The organism is Exiguobacterium sp. s57 (assembly GCF_018617685.1).
Taxonomy (GTDB): domain Bacteria; phylum Bacillota; class Bacilli; order Exiguobacteriales; family Exiguobacteriaceae; genus Exiguobacterium; species Exiguobacterium marinum.
Genome location: NZ_JACSKR010000004.1, coordinates 248,943 through 266,300, shown reverse-complemented (window position 1 = coordinate 266,300; position 17,358 = coordinate 248,943). Strand labels below are relative to the sequence as shown.

At 46.9% G+C, this 17,358-nt stretch carries 16 protein-coding genes, 1 riboswitch and 1 other annotated feature; of the genes, 9 read left to right on the top strand and 7 right to left on the bottom strand.

What is annotated here, in order from left to right; all coding sequences use genetic code 11:
* Positions 1-7: 7 nt before the first annotated feature.
* A complete protein-coding gene (pulA, locus tag KNO98_RS11515; protein ID WP_214700970.1) occupies positions 8-2,005 on the bottom strand; it encodes a type I pullulanase in 1,998 nt (665 codons plus the stop codon).
* Positions 2,006-2,073: 68 nt separating this feature from the next.
* Here pulA and KNO98_RS11510 point away from each other — a divergent pair, with 68 nt between their 5' ends.
* Both KNO98_RS11510 and KNO98_RS11505 read left to right on the top strand, forming a co-directional pair.
* Positions 2,074-2,565 carry a YajQ family cyclic di-GMP-binding protein gene (locus KNO98_RS11510; protein ID WP_214700969.1) on the top strand — a complete coding sequence of 164 codons (492 nt, stop codon included), beginning with the start codon at positions 2,074-2,076 and terminating at the stop codon, positions 2,563-2,565.
* Entirely contained in the window at positions 2,562-3,140 is a 579-nt protein-coding gene (locus tag KNO98_RS11505) for a metallophosphoesterase family protein (RefSeq protein ID WP_214700967.1), read from the top strand. Before KNO98_RS11510 ends, KNO98_RS11505 begins: the two co-directional genes overlap by 4 nt.
* A gap of 44 nt (positions 3,141-3,184) precedes the next feature.
* Here KNO98_RS11505 and argS read toward each other — a convergent pair whose 3' ends face one another.
* Positions 3,185-4,867 (bottom strand): arginine--tRNA ligase, encoded by a 1,683-nt coding sequence (argS, locus tag KNO98_RS11500; protein ID WP_026824503.1) that lies wholly within the window; start codon positions 4,865-4,867, stop codon positions 3,185-3,187.
* Positions 4,868-4,925: 58 nt separating this feature from the next.
* Positions 4,926-5,137, bottom strand: a binding site (T-box leader).
* Positions 5,138-5,291: 154 nt separating this feature from the next.
* On the opposite strand from argS, the gene KNO98_RS11495 reads away from it, so the two are divergent.
* On the top strand, positions 5,292-6,971 hold the full coding sequence (locus KNO98_RS11495; protein ID WP_214700965.1) for a GGDEF domain-containing protein: 1,680 nt from the start codon (positions 5,292-5,294) through the stop codon (positions 6,969-6,971).
* A gap of 98 nt (positions 6,972-7,069) precedes the next feature.
* Positions 7,070-7,164: riboswitch (SAM riboswitch) on the top strand.
* Positions 7,165-7,231: 67 nt separating this feature from the next.
* Complete coding sequence (locus KNO98_RS11490) at positions 7,232-8,515, top strand: Na+/H+ antiporter NhaC family protein (protein ID WP_026824505.1); 1,284 nt, start codon at positions 7,232-7,234, stop codon at positions 8,513-8,515.
* Positions 8,516-8,532: 17 nt separating this feature from the next.
* Here the strand turns inward: KNO98_RS11490 and KNO98_RS11485 are convergent, their stop codons facing one another.
* A complete protein-coding gene (locus KNO98_RS11485; protein ID WP_026824506.1) occupies positions 8,533-9,177 on the bottom strand; it encodes a TVP38/TMEM64 family protein in 645 nt (214 codons plus the stop codon).
* Positions 9,178-9,402: 225 nt separating this feature from the next.
* On the opposite strand from KNO98_RS11485, the gene trhO reads away from it, so the two are divergent.
* The 4 genes from trhO to ald all read left to right on the top strand — a co-directional run bounded on the left by trhO (position 9,403) and on the right by ald (position 13,464).
* Entirely contained in the window at positions 9,403-10,344 is a 942-nt protein-coding gene (gene trhO, locus KNO98_RS11480) for an oxygen-dependent tRNA uridine(34) hydroxylase TrhO (RefSeq protein ID WP_026824507.1), read from the top strand.
* Between the two features lie 117 nt (positions 10,345-10,461).
* Positions 10,462-10,887 (top strand): divergent PAP2 family protein, encoded by a 426-nt coding sequence (locus KNO98_RS11475; protein WP_026824508.1) that lies wholly within the window; start codon positions 10,462-10,464, stop codon positions 10,885-10,887.
* A gap of 90 nt (positions 10,888-10,977) precedes the next feature.
* Positions 10,978-12,201, top strand: a complete 1,224-nt coding sequence (locus KNO98_RS11470) for a PucR family transcriptional regulator (protein ID WP_026824509.1) — start codon at positions 10,978-10,980, stop codon at positions 12,199-12,201.
* 132 nt (positions 12,202-12,333) lie between these two features.
* Positions 12,334-13,464 (top strand): alanine dehydrogenase, encoded by a 1,131-nt coding sequence (gene ald / locus KNO98_RS11465; protein WP_026824510.1) that lies wholly within the window; start codon positions 12,334-12,336, stop codon positions 13,462-13,464.
* A gap of 88 nt (positions 13,465-13,552) precedes the next feature.
* Here the strand turns inward: ald and murB are convergent, their stop codons facing one another.
* Entirely contained in the window at positions 13,553-14,473 is a 921-nt protein-coding gene (gene murB, locus KNO98_RS11460) for a UDP-N-acetylmuramate dehydrogenase (protein ID WP_026824511.1), read from the bottom strand.
* Positions 14,474-14,627: 154 nt separating this feature from the next.
* The gene (locus tag KNO98_RS11455; protein WP_214700963.1) at positions 14,628-15,278 is read right to left on the bottom strand and encodes a diacylglycerol/polyprenol kinase family protein; all 651 of its coding nucleotides are present in this window, start codon (positions 15,276-15,278) and stop codon (positions 14,628-14,630) included.
* A 151-nt stretch (positions 15,279-15,429) separates the two neighbouring features.
* Here KNO98_RS11455 and KNO98_RS11450 point away from each other — a divergent pair, with 151 nt between their 5' ends.
* The gene (locus KNO98_RS11450; protein WP_214700962.1) at positions 15,430-16,053 is read left to right on the top strand and encodes a DUF1836 domain-containing protein; all 624 of its coding nucleotides are present in this window, start codon (positions 15,430-15,432) and stop codon (positions 16,051-16,053) included.
* A 61-nt stretch (positions 16,054-16,114) separates the two neighbouring features.
* Here KNO98_RS11450 and KNO98_RS11445 read toward each other — a convergent pair whose 3' ends face one another.
* Positions 16,115-16,597: an LURP-one-related family protein gene (locus KNO98_RS11445; RefSeq protein ID WP_026824514.1), complete on the bottom strand. Its 483-nt coding sequence runs from the start codon at positions 16,595-16,597 to the stop codon at positions 16,115-16,117.
* Positions 16,598-16,814: 217 nt separating this feature from the next.
* Positions 16,815-17,309, bottom strand: coding sequence for a restriction endonuclease (locus KNO98_RS11440; RefSeq protein WP_026824515.1), 495 nt, complete (start codon positions 17,307-17,309; stop codon positions 16,815-16,817).
* Between the last annotated feature and the right edge of the window lie 49 nt (positions 17,310-17,358).

The following is a 17,358-nucleotide window of genomic DNA, read 5'->3' as shown; positions in this document are numbered from 1 at the left end:
TTTTTGATTACTGCTCTTTACGTTTCCGCTTCTTCGATACATACCAGAGACCGCCGATCACGGCGAGTGCAGCACCACCGGCCACAGCGTATTTGCTGTAATCCGGGCGACGCTCGGTCACAACAAGTGTCGAAAGGGGTGCCACCGTCATGTGGCGTTCTTCGACTTGGCGCGGTGCCGTCAGATTGACGGTATGGTCTTCTACGTTCACCTCAAACTTACCAGACGGGAGTTTGACCTCGACCGCCTCTTCAAGCCCGTTATGATACACGACGTGTCTTTCTACGTAACCCTCTACATGGCGACTCAATTCAAACGCAATCACGCCTTCTTCTTCATCGAAGAAACGTAAATGTTTTCGAATCTGTTCCGTGTTCTCGAGGCGGAAGAGCGGATATTGCTTCCGCAAACGCAAGAGGCCTTTGACATATTCTACACTTGGCGCTTCTTGTTCCGCTCGTGTCCAGTCCACACGGTTGACGACTTCACCTGAGTTAAAGCTGTTCTCATCCCCGTCTTTTGTCCGGAAGAACTCCTGGCCACTATGGAGGAACGGAATCCCTTGTCCAAGAAGCACAATCGATGTCGCTAAGCGGTGACGGCGACGACGTGTCGTCTCATCATCTTCTGGATTCGTCACAGACAGCTTGTCCCAAAGTGTCAAATTATCATGACATTCCACATAGTTGACGACCTGGTTCGGCTCATCGGCGAAACTTTGGCTCGTGATTCCACCAGCAATCCCCCGTTTCACGTCTGCTGTCATGTCCGTGTTTCCACTCACCCAGCCCGGCAAGTCTTCGATGAAGACGTCTCCTCGGACACCGTCTCGAATCCCGTCATTGAACTGGGCAATCCGCGGCATTTTGTGCGCATTATGTTGGTTCGCTTTTTTACGGACTGGAAGGGGCGTATCCAAATCCCAACCTTCCCCGATGACAAGGATTGATGGGTCGACGCGGTCGAGCGCCTTTCGAATCTGATTCATCGTCTTGACGTCATGTAGTCCCATCAAATCAAAACGGAACCCGTCAATCATGAATTCTTTGGCCCAGTACGTGACACACTCGACCATGAGCTTACGCATCATCGCGCGCTCGGATGCCGTATCGTTCCCGCATGCCGAACCATCTGCTAGTGTCCCGTCTTCGTTTAATCGGTAGTAGTAGTCAGGGACGAATTGACCGAGCGGCGTCGTCAACGCATCGTACGTATGGTTAAATACGACATCCATGATGACACGAATACCCCGGTCATGGAGAGATTGAATCAACGCTTTCAGTTCAACGATTCGCGTTGCCGGATCGTCTGCCGTTGAAGCATAGGAGCCTTCGACCGCGAAATAATGTACCGGGTCATATCCCCAGTTGTAGTTATTTTCGCTTTCACGTGATTCATTCACTGACCCATAGTCAAAGAATGGCATCAATTGGAGATGCGTGATCCCTAGCGATGTGATGTAATCGAGACCGGTCGGATAACCGCTCGTTGTCGTCGTACCCGTCTCGGTCATGCCTAAGAATTTCCCGCGATGCGTAGCCCCACTCTCCGGGTGACTCGTCAAATCACGTACGTGTGCTTCGTAAATGACCGCTTCTTGTGAAGAATTGAATAGCGGACGTTCTTTGATCCAATGGTCTGGGTTCAAAGAGGTCGGGTCGAGAAGACATCCTCGTTTCCCATTCACTCCGACAACTTTCGTATACGGGTCGAGTGATTCTACTTTCTTCCCATCTATCATGGCTTCAAAGATATAAAACTGACCTTCGAACAAGGCCCGCTCGAGTTCAATGACCCACGTCCCCTTCTCAGCCGACTCGAGCTCGATTCGTTCAAACTTACGGGCACGGGCTGTTCGATATAGTTTAACCGACATCTGTTCCGCCACCGGAGACCAGACACGTAGTCGAATCTGTTCTCCTTTGAACGTCACCCCTAGGTCTTTCCCGTGATAGGCAACGTGATCTAAGTCTGCATGTGTATGTTGATCCATTGTACGTTCCATCTCTTCACTCCTTCACTGCTTCAAATCTGCTATCATTATAACAAAACCACACAAAGGATGGATGAAACATGGCAAAAGACAATTCTTTCGATATCGTGTCAGAAATGAATCTTGAAGAAGTAAAGAACGCGATCCAAATTGCGGAAAAGGAAATTTTAAACCGTTATGACTTCAAAGGGTCAAAGAGTGAGATGTCCCTCGACAATGGCGACCTCGTCCTCATCTCGGATGACGACTATAAACTCGAGCAATTAAAAGACGTTTTGATCACGAAATTGATCAAACGCGGTGTCCCGACAAAAAACCTCGACTATCAAAAAGTAGAGCACGCACTCGGCGGCACGGTGCGTCAACGCGTGAAATTGAAGAGCGGTATCGATAAAGATGACGCAAAAAAAATCAACAACGCCATCAAAGAATCAAAATTAAAAGTGAAATCACAAATTCAAGACGACCAAATCCGAGTGACGGGTAAATCACGTGATGACCTCCAGGCCGTCATGCAACTCGTACGTGAGCTCGCGTTGTCCGTTGATGCCCAATTCACGAACTTCCGATGAAACTCGCCATCATCAGTGATCCGCACGGTTCGTTTGATGATTTAAAGGCTGTTCTCGATGACGTTCATCGCGAAACGGAGCACATCCTCTGTCTCGGGGACCTATACGAGTGTCATATCGGAAAAAAACGACGCCACGAACGATTTCATCATGTGGAAGACGTCGTGACGTACGACCCAAACTATGAAGCGTTACTGACATTCCCGAGTCTAGGGGGTAACCAGGAAGAGCGAATCGACGAGGTCCTCGAAATCGATCACCCGATTAAAACGCGCATCTCATCGTTACCAGAACAGATGACGTTTGGGGAGGCATGCTTTTTACACGGACATCAAATAAAGTGGCGCGAGAACTGGGAACCGCTCGTCGAAAAAGGGGAATACCCGCTCGTCTTTATTGGGCACAGTCACATTTCAGGAATCTATCGAAAAGGGAAATCCCTTCCTTGGGACATCGAAACACCCTTCTCTTTGAAGAAAAAACGATATGTCATTAACGTCGGTGCCGTCATCTTCGACCGAGAATGGTGTCTCTATGACACGGAAGCCCGAACGGTGACACGGATGAAAGTGTGAGCATAGGAAAAGGACCTCAATTTTTTGAGGTCCTTTCGTCTGTCTTACATTTCTCCTGGAGCTTCGACACCGAGTAAACGGAGTCCTTCCGTCAAGACGAGCGTCACGGCTTTGACGAGCGCGAGACGTGATTGTTTGCCCGCATCGTCTTCTAGGACGCGGACGTGACCGTAATACTTGTTGAACGCTTGCGCGAGGTCAAGTACGTAACGGCTGATGATGGATGGTTCGCGGCGTTCATGAGCACGAGTGATGACGTGCGGGAACGCGTTGAGCATCGTGACGACATTCCATGAGTGGTCATCGTCTGCACCGGCGAACGGTGAGCCATCATAGTTTCCTTTACGAAGGAGTGAGTTGGCACGGGCATTCGTATATTGGACGTAAGGTCCTGTCTCGCCTTCAAACTTGAGCATGCTGTCGAGATCGAATTCAATGTTGTTGATACGTTCATTCTTTAAGTCGTGGAAGACGACTGCACCAACACCGACCATACGAGCAACGTCTTGTGCGTTCGCAAGGTCTGGGTTCTTCTGTTCGATGTTCCCTTGTGCCTTTTCAATCGCTTCTTTCAAGACTTCTTCAAGAAGAACGATGCGTCCTTTACGTGTCGACATCTTCTTCCCTTCCTGCAAGATCAAGCCGAACGGCACGTGATGCATGCCATCAACAAAGTCATATCCAAGCTTACGAAGGACAGAGAAAAGTTGTTTGAAATGGAGCGCCTGTTCGCCACCAACGACATAATTCGCTTGAACGAAGTTGTACGTCTCGTAGCGATAAATGGCCGCTGCCAAGTCACGAGTCGCGTACAATGTTGCGCCATCTTTCTTCTTAATCAAACACGGTGGCAAGTTCTCGTCTTCGAGTGAGACGACCATTGCGCCTTCACTTTCGACCAATAGATTTTTCGCTTCGAGCATCTCGACGACGCGTCCCATCTTATCGTTATAGAACGCTTCACCGTTGAAGCTCTCGAACTTCACACCGAGGAGGTCGTATACTTTTTGGAATTCTTTGAGTGACTCGTCACGGAACCATTGCCAAAGTTCTGTCGCTTCCGCATTGCCATCTTCGAGTTTTTTGAACCAGGCACGACCCTCATCTTCGAGTTCCGGCTGTGTCTTCACCTCTTCATGGAAATGGACATATAACTTCAAGAGTTCTGCAATCGGGTTGGCACGAACCGCTTCTTCATCGCCCCATTTCTTGTATGCGACCATCAGTTTTCCGAACTGTGTACCCCAGTCTCCAAGATGGTTGACACCGACGACGTCATATCCGTTTTTACGTGCGATTTGGTTGATCGCATTCCCGATTACTGTCGAACGTAAATGCCCCATCGAGAACGGTTTCGCAATATTCGGTGATGAAAAGTCTGTCACAATCGTTTCATTGCGCGTCGCATGTGTTGCATAATCCGACTTCTCATCGAGCACCGTATTAATAATTTCTTTTGAAACGACATCACGGCTTAAGAAGACGTTGACGTAAGGTCCCGCCGCCTCGACTTTCGTGAACAATTCATCGTTTAATTCATTCGCGATATCTGTCGCAATCATGACAGGTGCTTTCCGGTAAGCTTTCGCCAATTGGAAACATGGGAAGGCGAGGTCACCGTGCGCCTCGTGTTTCGGCTTTTCAATCAGTGCTTCAATTTGGTCAATCGTAAGTTCTTCTCCGATGACACGTGATAACGCTTCTGCGTACTTGCGTTCATAACTCATTTGTATGTCCTCCTTCTTTTATTGCAGCTCATAAAAAAAACGCCCTTTGCAATAGATGCAAAGAGACGGGAATTCCCGCGGTACCACTCTTCTTGCCTGCATGATGCAGACCGCTTTATGGTGATAACGGTTCCCTCCGGCTACGCCTACTCTCATTTCGGATAGCATCTCAAAAGTGCGCTTCGCGACGTTTGTCAGCCCGGGCTCTCACCAATCCCCGAATCGCTTTGTTGACCAAATCGTCGTTACTCTCTTTTTCATCGACATTCGTCTATGCGGTTGAAAAGCAACTTCATTATAGAGGATATTCCCTGTATACTCAATGCTAGAATTCAATCATGATAGAAGAGAAGCAGGACTCTCACGAAATCCTGACGAATCTTTACTATTATATCTTGAAATTTCCCAAGCTAGGAGGGAACATATGAACCACTTTCGCAAGATGTCCGTGCTCGGCTGGAGTATATGGAGCGTTTTATTCCTCTTCACCATCGGATTATTTGCATTGGATATCCTGCACGCCCCGACCATCGATCCGTTGTCGTTTATTTTAATCTCATTACTCGTCATCATTTTTCAACTCGACTCAATCGAAGTCAAAGGTGTGTACTTCACTTTTTCTGAGAGTATCGTCTTAATCTTATTTTTATTTTTTGGATTTGAAACGGCACTCATCGTCAACCAAATCGGATTGTTTATTTTTCAATTTGCCAATCTGAAACCAAAAGTCGCCATCCGTCGATTCCGTTTCACTTATCCTTGGAACGCCATTACAGCTTATTTAGAAATTGTTATTCCGGCAGCTGTCTATCTCGCCATTGGTGGCGAGACCGGACTTGACTTTTATTCACAGGAATCTTTTGTTCCACTCGCCGGACTGTTTCTTGCAATTTTCTTAAACACCGTGTTCCAAAAATATCAGGTGAAATGGTGGTTCCGTGTCGACATCGCCTTGAGTGACTTTATGAAGATTGCATTTTATACGTACGTCGTCAGTCTGATCTTCATTTTAGCGGCGGCGTTGTTCCGAGAGACCAATCTACTTGTCGTCAGTAGCATCGCGGCTGCATTAACATTCTTTATTAAGCGGCTCCTCATTCAAAAAGAGCGACAAGATGCATTCAAATCGTTGATCGAACAATACGATGAAGCAAAAGAAACCGTCTCCTTGTCACAGAGTGAGGCGCAAGCCATCGAAGTTTTTTTAAGTCAGTGTGAACAATTGAATCACTACGATGAAGGATATGTCGAGTTCAGATTGTTCGATCGTATACTCTACTTTGATTTGAAGACACGTCAACCAATCGATCGACCAGTCGTATACGCACTACTCGACATTAGTCAACCGAATGATCCCGTCCTCGACTATGAGATGCGATTTGAATGGGATGCCTCACTTTCCGATGCTTTCCATAATGACTATCATAGCTTCGTCTCTGTCCGCTCGGAAGAAATAGAAGGAATTCGTACATGGATTGTCATGACCGGCGAGCCGGTTTATGGATATCCAAAAATCATTCAGCAGGAAATCATCAAACTCTTAAAGTCGTTCAATCGGACCATCAGTCGGTGTCATGAACGAGACCGTCTCTATACCGAGAGCCGGACGGATAGTTTGACGCTTCTCGCAAATGCACGCGCATTTTATGAATATGGGATTCAACAAATATCCGATATCTCGATGTATCCGATTTCGGTCACCATGCTCGATATTGATTTCTTCAAAAAAATCAATGATACGTATGGACATCAAGTCGGTGACCACGTGTTACAAGAATTCGGGCGACGAATTCGACAAGTACTTCGTACAGATGATTTTGCCGCACGATATGGCGGGGAAGAATTCATTTTACTCCTCAACCAGTGTGATATGACCCAAGCGATTGAAGTCGCAGAGCGCATTCGTCACCAAATCGAAGCAAAACCATTTTGTGTCGACCAACACGAAATTTCTGTGACCACGTCGATTGGAGTCGATACGATTGAAGCGTTTGGAAATAAGCGTCTAGATGATACGATTCGAAACGCAGACCGTGCGCTGTATGTCGGTGGGAAATATGCAGGACGTAACCGCGTGGCACACTTCAACAATTTAACGACGTAAACTCCCCTTTCTCACATCGAATTGGGGAGTTTTTAAGTTGACAAGCGGATTCGAAACATGTACGTTAGGGAACGTGTTTACTAATTGGATAGATTCACTTTTTATCGAGAGAGACGGAGGGACTGGCCCTATGAAGTCTCGGCAGCGGGTAACCTGTGCCAAATCCAGCGGGCGTATGCTCGAAAGATGAAAAGGGTATTTCGCACGAAGGACCTTTTTCTTAGAAGAAGGTCCTTTTTATTTTTAGTGAGGTGATTATTTTGGAACAACCAACAGCAAATAAATGGGCACTCTTGCCGTTGCTCGTCTTCTTACTCTTCTTCATCGGAGCGGGTGTCTATTACGGGGACTTTTATAAGTTTCCGGTCCTCGTTGCGGCCATCATCGCCTTGATGGTTGCAGCATTCATGACAAAAGGAAATGCTACCCAAACCGTCGAGCGCATCGCTCAAGGAGCCGGCAATCCGGGAATCATCATTATGATTTTTATCTTCTTACTGGCCGGCGCATTTTCAACCGTCGCTGAATCAATCGGCGCCATCGATGCAACGGTCAACGCTGCGTTGACTCTCTTACCACCATCGCTTCTTTTGAGCGGGCTCTTCGTCATTGCCGCCTTCATCTCCATGGCGATGGGAACGTCGACGGGTACAATCGCGGCACTTGCACCAATCGCACTCGGTATACATGAAGAGAGTGGTGTCAACGTCGCCATCGCTGCGGCAGCGGTCGTCGGGGGTGCGATGTTCGGGGACAACCTCTCGTTCATCTCAGATACGACCATCGCTGCTGTGCGGACACAACGGACGAATATGCGTGATAAGTTCCGAACGAACTTCTGGATTGTGTTACCGGCCGCGATCATCACGACCATTTTACTCGCCGTCTTATCGAACGGTGAATCGACTGTCGATGTCGCTGCATTTGAGTGGTATAAACTGATTCCGTATCTCGCGGTGATCGGACTAGCGTTAACAGGACTGAACGTCATTCTCGTTTTGTTAGGTGGGATTACGCTCACGGGTATCATTGGTCTACTTGACGGAAGCTTATCTGTGACAGCGTTTGTGACAGCCATTGCGGACGGGATGATCGGCATGGCCGAAATCTCGTTCTTGACGTTACTCATGGGCGGACTTGTCGGACTCATTTCACATAACGGTGGTCTCGCATATTTACGTGATGCCTTGACGTCACGCATCCAAAAACGGGCCGGTGCTGAATGGAGTATCGCCGGTCTTGTCAGTGCGACAAACGTGGCGACGGCGAACAACACGATTTCGATTCTCGTAGCCGGACCGCTTGCAGCGAACATCGCAGACGAATATGACATCGAACGGAAAAAGTCTGCTAGCGTGCTCGACATCTTCTCGTGCGGCGTACAAGGGATTCTCCCATACGGAGCACAACTCCTCATTGCCGCAGAGTTGACGGAGACGGCATCGCCTGACCTCGTCCCGTTCATGTTCTATCCGTTCCTCCTCTTTATTTGCGGAGGGATTGCCATTGCTTTCAACTTCCCGCGCTTTAAAAAACAGTCATAAGCGAAAACACCCCTTTCTCAAAGGGGTGTTTGTCGTTTGGTCACCATCTCTTGTTTCAATTGCTCGTTCCGTTTCTTGAACGCCCGTCGCTTGAGCACTTCCTCAAGTCCTCGACTGATGGCCCATAGTATGACTAAGAGCAGACCGAGCATCGACAAGCGAAACGGGCTTTGAATAAATTCTTCCCACTGGTCTCCGATGACAGAGAAAATGACGACGACGAGCAGTTTACCAAATCCCGCTGCTAATATGAACGTACGGAGCTTCATTTGGATGAGCGCCAGTAAATAGGTAATCAAACTGACCGGGATGAACGGGAGTGAATATAAGAACCCGAGCGAAATCGGGCTCATGTGATTAATTCGTTCTAACCAATATACCGCCGTCTTATGCTTCTCAAGCCATCGTGTCATCGGTTTTCGGAAGATGTACCGGACGGCCGCGAAGACGACAATCGTTCCGAGAAGACTCCCGATCCACGACAAGAGAACACCTAACAAAAAGCCATATGTCGCCGCATTCGCAGAAATGATTAAGACGAGTGGCAGAAAAGGGAAGATTGCTTCTAAAAATGGAGCACCAAGACCAGCCCAAGGACCACCAGGCAAACTCTGAAGCCACTCAATCAATTGGATAATGTACTGTTGGAGAGAAGTGAGCATAGTCGTTCCACCTTCAACTTTCGTTACTACTCTATTACCCGAATTCGATTTAGAAGACGCATCTCCCTGCATTCATCAAAAAAAAATAAAAACCATTTGCGAAAATCCGTCGTGATATTTATCATATAATAATGGACTTGTGGTTGCAGGCAAGTCTATTCGTCGAACGACACAACCCAACGTTCGTTTTCCTGCAAAAAACTGAACACAGGGGAGCAACATAACATGGAAACAAAACCAATGCGGGTCTTGCTGTACTATAAGTACGTCAATATCGAAGACCCAGAAACACTCACGCAAGAACATTTGAAGTATTGTAAAGATCTCGGTATCAAAGGGCGTATCCTGATTTCTTCTGAAGGAATCAACGGAACGTGCTCCGGTACATGGGAACAAACCGAGCAATACATGAATGATTTGAAAGCAAGCCCACTCTTCAGCGATATTGAGTTTAAAATCGATGAAGTCGAAGAGCATGCCTTCAAGAAAATTTTTGTTCGTCACAAGAAAGAGCTCGTAACGTGGCGCTTTGATGGTGAGTTTGATGTGCCGAAACAACACGGAGCATACCTAGAACCAGCAGAATGGAAAGAGATGATGAACCGTGATGATGTCGTCATCCTCGATGTTCGTAACAACTACGAGTACGAACTTGGTCGCTTTAAAAATGCGATCAAAATTGATGTAGAGGCTTCACGTTACATGCCGGAATGGCTTGAAGAGAACAAGGACCTCTACGAAGGGAAAACTCTTCTCACATACTGTACCGGCGGCGTCCGTTGCGAGAAATTTACAGCATATATGCGTGACCAAGGTCACGATAACATTTTCCACTTAAAAGGTGGTGTCGCGATGTATGGAAAAGACGAAGCGACAAAAGGAGAGAACTGGGACGGTGAGCTATATGTCTTCGATGAGCGCATCAACGTCCCTGTCAACTCGGTGAACCCATCTGTCGTCTCACATTGCATGCATTGCGGGACAGAGACGGTTCGTTACGTTAATTGTGCCAACCCGGAGTGCAACGTTCAACATTTCTGTTGTGAAGAGTGTGAACCGAAACAAATGCGTTCATGCTCAAAAGAGTGTCAAGAACACCCACGCAACCGTTATATCATCGACAATATTGCAGAGAAACTTCAGGAAACTGAAGGAGTAGTCGGGTAACAAAAATCGACCAAAAGGTGTCACGGATGACTCATCCGCGGCACCTTTTTTGACGAAATCTTAACGTATAACCTGAGACGCTTTCGGGTATAGTGAAGGTACTATGTCAGACAGGAAGTGAATACTTGCATGTTTAACGAACCTTTACTCGCTGCGATTCTTGCTTGGTTTATCGCCCAAGCGGCCAAACTCGTAACTGAACTCATTAAAACACGAGATTTTGAAATTGAAATCATGTTCGCTTCAGGCGGCATGCCGAGTTCACACTCATCTACTGTCGTTGCTCTCGCTACGGCAATCGGTCGTGCAGAAGGGATTGACTCGAGTATGTTCGCACTCGCCGTCGTCTTTGCGACAATCGTCATGTATGATGCTACCGGAGTTCGCCAGGCGGTCGGGTTCCAAGCTCGTCTCTTGAATGACTACTTTAAGGGGATCAAACATGAAACCCCGCTCTTGAATGAGCTTGTCGGACATACGCCGTTCCAAGTCATCATTGGGGCTTTACTCGGCCTTGTCGTTGGATTGTTTTTTCCCATTTAATCGTTAAAGGTATGTCATTTCTCACACTCTCGATTCTTTTTGTGAAGTTTCACAAAGAAGACGGTATACTCAGAGTGAGGAGGAATCGATATGCCTTTTTTGCAGAAATCATATGAATCACTCGATACACTCGCCGAAGCGATTGGCCAAGCGATTCGAGCACCTATTACGATTGAAAATCGCTATCACCAATTACTCGCCTATAGTACCCATCCCGACTCGACCGACCCGGCCAGAATCGCGACCATTATCGGTCGTCGTGTACCTGAAGCCGTGATCGAAGATTTATGGGAGAGTGGTATTTTAAGAGAAGTCATCGTCCAAGATGAACCCGTTGTCATCCCAGCGCGGCTCTCCATCGGTCTCGGGGAACGCGCGGCAATCGTCATCAAACAACATGATGAAGTACTCGGCTATATTTGGAGTTTAGCTCGCACAAATCCGTTCACCAATCAAGAGTTGGCAATTCTACAAGAAGGAGCGACAATCGCCAAGAAACTACTCATGACAATTGCGATGCACGAACGTCGTATCAGTGCCGAGCTTGAACGTTTTTTATTAGATGTCCTTGCTTCCTCGTCGCTCTCCGATTCTAATCGCGAAAGATTGAATGAACTCGCACCTATCGCGGTCGCGAGTCGTCTAACAATCATCGAATGTACCCAACCGATCACCCCTCAACTCGCTGAGCGTCTTCATTATGTGCTCGCAACTCAAGAGGCAATCGAAGTCGTTTTACATGCCATCGATGGTCAGCAGTTACTCGTCTGGCACTATATGAAGTCTGAGCTGTCCGATGAAGAGACGGAATTATTAGCTTGGGCGGAACGGTTCGAACAGTTACTTCAAGACAAATTTATCGAATCCGAACCACGACTCGGAATCAGTCGACGCTTTTTTGAGAGTGACATGTTATACGACGCAGCCGAAGAAGCAAGACGCGTCACGACATTGCGTCGCAAGTTCCCTCTCGAACTCTCGACTTCCCGTGCTTTCGAACAGATTGGAATTTATCAACTTGTCCCAGAGCTCGCACGGCGCATCGGGCTCCGACTTGAAACCCATCCGACCATCGAGCGGTTGCAACATTACGATTCGTCCCATCAGACCGAACTCGTGACGACACTCGAATGGTATTTTTATTTCGAAGGCAATGTTAAGCGAGTCGCATCCCACCTACACATCCATCCGAATACCGTCCTATACCGGATTCGACGCATCGAAGAGTTGACGAATATCACTCAAGTGTCATTACCGGAACGAGCTATGATTTATTTGGCAATCAAAGCTGGTCAATATCGATTAGAAGACTAGACGTTCGCTTTGTGTTTTTTCACAAAGCGAACGTCTTCGTTTTTAGAATCCATGATAAAGACATCGCTTTCAATTGGATTTATACTAGGTGTGTGAACAATTTGTGTCAACGGAATGAAAGGGGAATGTTCCATGAAAATCGGGGTATTGAAAGAGATTAAAAACAACGAAAATCGGGTGGCATTAACACCGATGGGTTCATTTATGCTAACAGAGCTTGGTCATGACGTAGTCGTCGAAACGAACGCCGGACTCGGTAGTGGATTCACGAATATGGAGTATATCGATGCAGGTGCAACAATCGTCGAAACAGCGAAAGAAGTATGGGAAGGCGTCGAACTCGCACTTAAAGTAAAAGAGCCACAGCCGTCGGAATATCAATATTTCCGTTCTGATTTGACGCTCTTCACGTATTTACACCTCGCGGCGGAGCCAGAGTTAACGAAAGCGCTCGTCGATTCAGGTATAACAGCGATTGCGTATGAGACAGTAGAGGTCGATCGGACGTTACCACTTCTCACACCAATGAGTGAAGTGGCAGGTCGGATGGCTGCCCAAATCGGAGCACAAATCCTTGAAAAACCTCACGGTGGGAAAGGAATTTTAATGTCAGGATTACCAGGCGTGCCTCGTGCGAATGTTACCGTCATCGGGGGCGGTGTCGTCGGAACGAACGCGGCCCGCATCGCAATCGGTCTCGGCGCAAGCGTTACGCTGATGGACATTAGCCCTGCTCGTCTTCGTCAAATCGATGACTTGTTTGGAAATACCATCAACACGTTAATCTCAAATAAATATAATATCGCCAAACGAGTGGCCGAGAGTGACCTCGTCATCGGGGCTGTCCTCATCCCAGGAGCGAAAGCACCTAAGCTTGTCACAGAAGAAATGGTACAACGAATGTCACCAGGCTCTGTCATCGTAGACGTCGCGATCGACCAAGGAGGCATTTGTGAGACAATCGACCACATCACCACACATGATGCACCGACGTATGAACGTTATGGTGTACAGCATTATGCCGTTGCTAACATGCCGGGAGCAGTACCACGCACATCAACAATGGGTCTGACGAACGCGACGATGCCATATATCATTGAATGTGCACAAAAAGGCGTATTCCAAGCACTTCTTGAAAATGGTTCACTTCTCAAAGGCTTAAACGTCATCAAAGGGACTGTCACATATGAAGCGGTCGCTCGTGATCTGGAATATCCGTTCGTTCCTGCTCATGAAGCGGTCGCAAAACAAACACAAGCATAAATCTAAAGCAACGAGATGCCCGTTCTCGTTGCTTTTTTGTTATAAATGAAAGAAAGAATCGAACGAATTCGTCCGATTCCTTCTTTCATTATGCATTCTCAACGGTGATGTCTTCCCCGATAATTTTCACTTCCGGTTCTAACTCCACTTCGAACTTTTCTTTGACGGTCGTTTGGACGTGACGAATGAGCGAGATGTACTCTGTCGCTGTCGCCTCGTCAATATTGACGATAAATCCGGCGTGCTTGAGCGATACTTCTGCTCCTCCGATTCGCTTGCCCTGTAGACCTGATTCCTGAATCAACTTGCCGGCAAAATAGCCAGGTGGGCGTTTAAATACACTTCCGCACGAAGGATACTCCAGCGGTTGCTTCGATTCACGTTTATATGTCAAATCGTCCATCACTTCTTTGATCACTTCGTAATTCTTCGGTTCGAGCTCGAACGTCGCTTCTAATACGATCAATCCCTCTTTAGATACACGACTCGTCCGGTAATCAAGTTCCAGTTCGTTTTTTGACAAATGAAGTACTTGGCCTTCCGGTGTCAATACCGTCGCAGACGTAATGACGTCTTTCGTCTCTCCTCCGTATGCACCAGCATTCATATAGACCGCACCACCGACCGTTCCAGGAATACCACAAGCAAACTCAAGACCAGACAAGCTCTCTGCAAGCGCTTGACGAGAAACATCGATAATCGCTGCTCCAGCTTGTGCAATCATTTGATCGCCATCACGACGAATCGTGTTTAATTCATTCAAATTTAAAACGATTCCGCGGATTCCCCCATCCCGGACAATCAAATTTGAACCGAACCCAAGAACCATAAATGGCATCGCTTCCTGGTGGGCTAGTTCTAAAACGGCCTGTACTTCTTCGTACGTATGTGGTGCTACGAAGTAATCTGCCTTTCCACCTAGTTTTGTATACGTGTGCGCCGACAATGGCTCGTCTTGAAGGACGCGCTCGGTCGGAATGATACTTTGAAGTTGCTGTAAAAAGCTCATGCGTTCACTCAATCCTTTACGTTCTATTTAATCAGTGTTCGGTCCCATTTCATTCATCCCGAGCACGTCCCTGAATGGTTTCAGTACGAAACACAGTATACAAATGATTACCGGGCGTGACAAGCAACGTTTTTCTTACAAATTAGCAATTAGTTTATAACAATAGTGATGTGGCCATAGCAACTACAATGGGGATTGTAAAGTTATCCCAATCTCGATACGATATCGCTTCTGTCAGCGTTGCAATGATGGAAATAATAAACCCATAAGTTACCACTTGCCACATCACGATATCATTCCACAAAAACAATAAAAATAAGACCGTATATGAACTAAGGAACATCGCGACACTTCCTTGGAAGGAACGCTTTTGGCCGTATAAGTCATAAGTGATTGTGCCGTATTTCCGTCCGATGAGTGCAGCCATCCCGTCTCCCCATGCGAGAACGAGTGAACCGGCTAAAAAAGCAATCGACTCTGACTCAAAGAAAAAATAGAGGATAACGAGTAACGCGATTGGATAATAAACTGTCCCGAGCGACTTTCTTTCCGTTTGATGTACCGGCGATGGACTTTTATATAACATGATCGCGTTCGCAAAGGTAAAAAAGATAAGCGGGACTGCCGCAACGTACCATGACTCTAATAACCAAATCGCTAAAAGAGACCAGTGCCCGACTGCGATATGTACACTTTTTCGAATTGTTTCATCTGTCCATCCAAGACGTTTCCCAACTTGTTCGAGTCCTACGAGAAATACGAGGACGACCACGATCGAAAGAATTGAACTAATCCATTCATTCATTGCTTGACCACCTTTATGTACAGAGTGTATATGATACCGTCATTATACCTTAATCGGTGCCCATCCTAGCTTACTTTTCAAACATTTGGTAGAATGAGGTCAAATGACTGTATAGCCAACGTACGATGTTGGCGATAGAAAGGGTGGCCGTATGCGCGACGCAACTTCAATTCAAACTTTGGCAGATTGCCTTCATTTTATGCAGGTCGGAGAAATCGAGCGAGCCATCGCCCTCTTCCCCGAGGACATACGTGAGCACTTTCCAAAAGAGCTTCGAAAAATCCACTTGTTTCATATTGAAAAGAACGGCTTATCAATCAACCAAATCGTCGCACTTGCGAACGCATTGACCGGAGAACATCTCTCCGCGACGACAATTCAAAACTGGACGAAGCGTGAAGTCCGGAAAATCATCGGTGTCCCACGAATCGGTAAAAAGTATTCCTTGCATCAAGCGGCAATCATTTATCTCCTTGATGACTTGAAACACCTTTTTTCACTGGAAGAAACGAGTTCCTTGTTGGCGCTCATCTTCAACAACCCTGACCGGGACGAAGACGACTTCATCACCCCGATTGATTTCTATCGTCTGTATGCGGAATATGCGAAGTCCACAAGCCCGATTGATCTTCTCGATACGCGGGCAAAACGTTCACTTGAAAAGACGAAATATACCCATCCGAATATCGTCCACGTTTTGAAGCTCTGTCTATACGCACATCGGGTGACGACACTCGAACTCGAGGCGAAGCACTATTTAAACCGCTTCATTTGATGAAGCGGTTTTGTCGTGGCATCAAAAAAGCACCGGTCCCCTCGACCGGTGCTCGTCATTTTTATGAGACAGATACTGCAAGCGGCATCCGCGATTTAACCGTTAACGTCTTTAAAACAGAAAGAAGTTCGAACATGGATAGTTGGTCTGCTTCTTTCGTTAGGCAGAACGTATCATTTTCTTGTTTCCGTAGTTCGGCGACAAGCTTACCTGCTTTGTCTCGGACACTGAACTTATGACGTTCCACATCGTATTGAATCGTGAAGAGTCCGCGTTCATAGACATTGTACTCACACTTTTTCCCGAATAACGAGAACTTATCTTTCAATTGACCGATCGCCTGCCCGTCATGGTTCATCACGACCCATTTTTGGCAGTTCGGAATATACTTCCCGTGAGCGATCTGTCGTCCAGACAAATTGTGTACTTGGACACTGCCTTCCGCGTCGCGGTGAACAGATCCGATCGCATCATTTGTCTCATCATAAATGGTCGCCTCACCTTGCGTAAAGACACAACCTTTTACATAAATTAATTTGCGCACCGCTTTTTCCTCCTAGCACGTTCCAACCGTGTTTTTTTTATGTGTACGGTCGGGTATTTCTTAAAACCCCAATCGTTTCTCTGTGTAGTTTTTATCTCGTTTCAACTACTACATATTTCATATGACGAAGATGATTATTGCATCGTTTAACGAAAAAGACAACCCCTTTTTTTCGACATTATTCCGGATTCTGTCGAACTTGTGAACAGGCCTATTCTTATCGCTTATATCCCGCTTCTTTTAAGAGTTCTTCAAGTTCCATTCTTGCAATCAAACGAACTTGATTTGGTGACGCTAATTCATACGCACCGTCCGTATAAGTCGAGTTCGTCACGACCCATCCTTCATGAGCTTGATAGTACGGGACTGCCGCCGCAATTTGTTGAACCGCTTCAAGTCCGACCACCTTTTCATATCGTTTCGCTTGTATCGCGATCGTCCATCCATCAGGTGTCTTCAGTAACAAGTCAGCTCCAAAGTCTCGGGATGCAGGTGTCACGGTGACCGTGTAACCGAGTGCTGTGAACACTTCTTCTAAAAATAGTTCAAACTCTCGACCGTCCATGCGATCGATTCGATCAATCGTCGACAACCGAATCTTCCAAACAAACCACCCGATTCCAAGCAGGAGAAGCAAAATACTGCTCCAAAGTGGTGCCTCGAACCACCATAAACTAATGGCACCGATGATACTAATGAGTAATCCAATCATCCCCATCTTCCCTTTCTGAGTCTTCTCTCTCACTTTACCGTTTCGAGGG

What these genes read in the sequence shown, in the direction of transcription:
- pulA (WP_214700970.1), bottom strand. Translation starts at nt 2,005, where the DNA reads ATGGAACGTACAATGGATCAACATACACATGCAGACTTAGATCACGTT.
- KNO98_RS11510 (WP_214700969.1), top strand. Translation starts at nt 2,074, where the DNA reads ATGGCAAAAGACAATTCTTTCGATATCGTGTCAGAAATGAATCTTGAA.
- KNO98_RS11505 (WP_214700967.1), top strand. Translation starts at nt 2,562, where the DNA reads ATGAAACTCGCCATCATCAGTGATCCGCACGGTTCGTTTGATGATTTA.
- argS (WP_026824503.1), bottom strand. Translation starts at nt 4,867, where the DNA reads ATGAGTTATGAACGCAAGTACGCAGAAGCGTTATCACGTGTCATCGGA.
- KNO98_RS11495 (WP_214700965.1), top strand. Translation starts at nt 5,292, where the DNA reads ATGAACCACTTTCGCAAGATGTCCGTGCTCGGCTGGAGTATATGGAGC.
- KNO98_RS11485 (WP_026824506.1), bottom strand. Translation starts at nt 9,177, where the DNA reads ATGCTCACTTCTCTCCAACAGTACATTATCCAATTGATTGAGTGGCTT.
- trhO (WP_026824507.1), top strand. Translation starts at nt 9,403, where the DNA reads ATGGAAACAAAACCAATGCGGGTCTTGCTGTACTATAAGTACGTCAAT.
- KNO98_RS11470 (WP_026824509.1), top strand. Translation starts at nt 10,978, where the DNA reads ATGCCTTTTTTGCAGAAATCATATGAATCACTCGATACACTCGCCGAA.
- ald (WP_026824510.1), top strand. Translation starts at nt 12,334, where the DNA reads ATGAAAATCGGGGTATTGAAAGAGATTAAAAACAACGAAAATCGGGTG.
- murB (WP_026824511.1), bottom strand. Translation starts at nt 14,473, where the DNA reads ATGAGCTTTTTACAGCAACTTCAAAGTATCATTCCGACCGAGCGCGTC.
- KNO98_RS11455 (WP_214700963.1), bottom strand. Translation starts at nt 15,278, where the DNA reads ATGAATGAATGGATTAGTTCAATTCTTTCGATCGTGGTCGTCCTCGTA.
- KNO98_RS11450 (WP_214700962.1), top strand. Translation starts at nt 15,430, where the DNA reads ATGCGCGACGCAACTTCAATTCAAACTTTGGCAGATTGCCTTCATTTT.
- KNO98_RS11440 (WP_026824515.1), bottom strand. Translation starts at nt 17,309, where the DNA reads ATGATTGGATTACTCATTAGTATCATCGGTGCCATTAGTTTATGGTGG.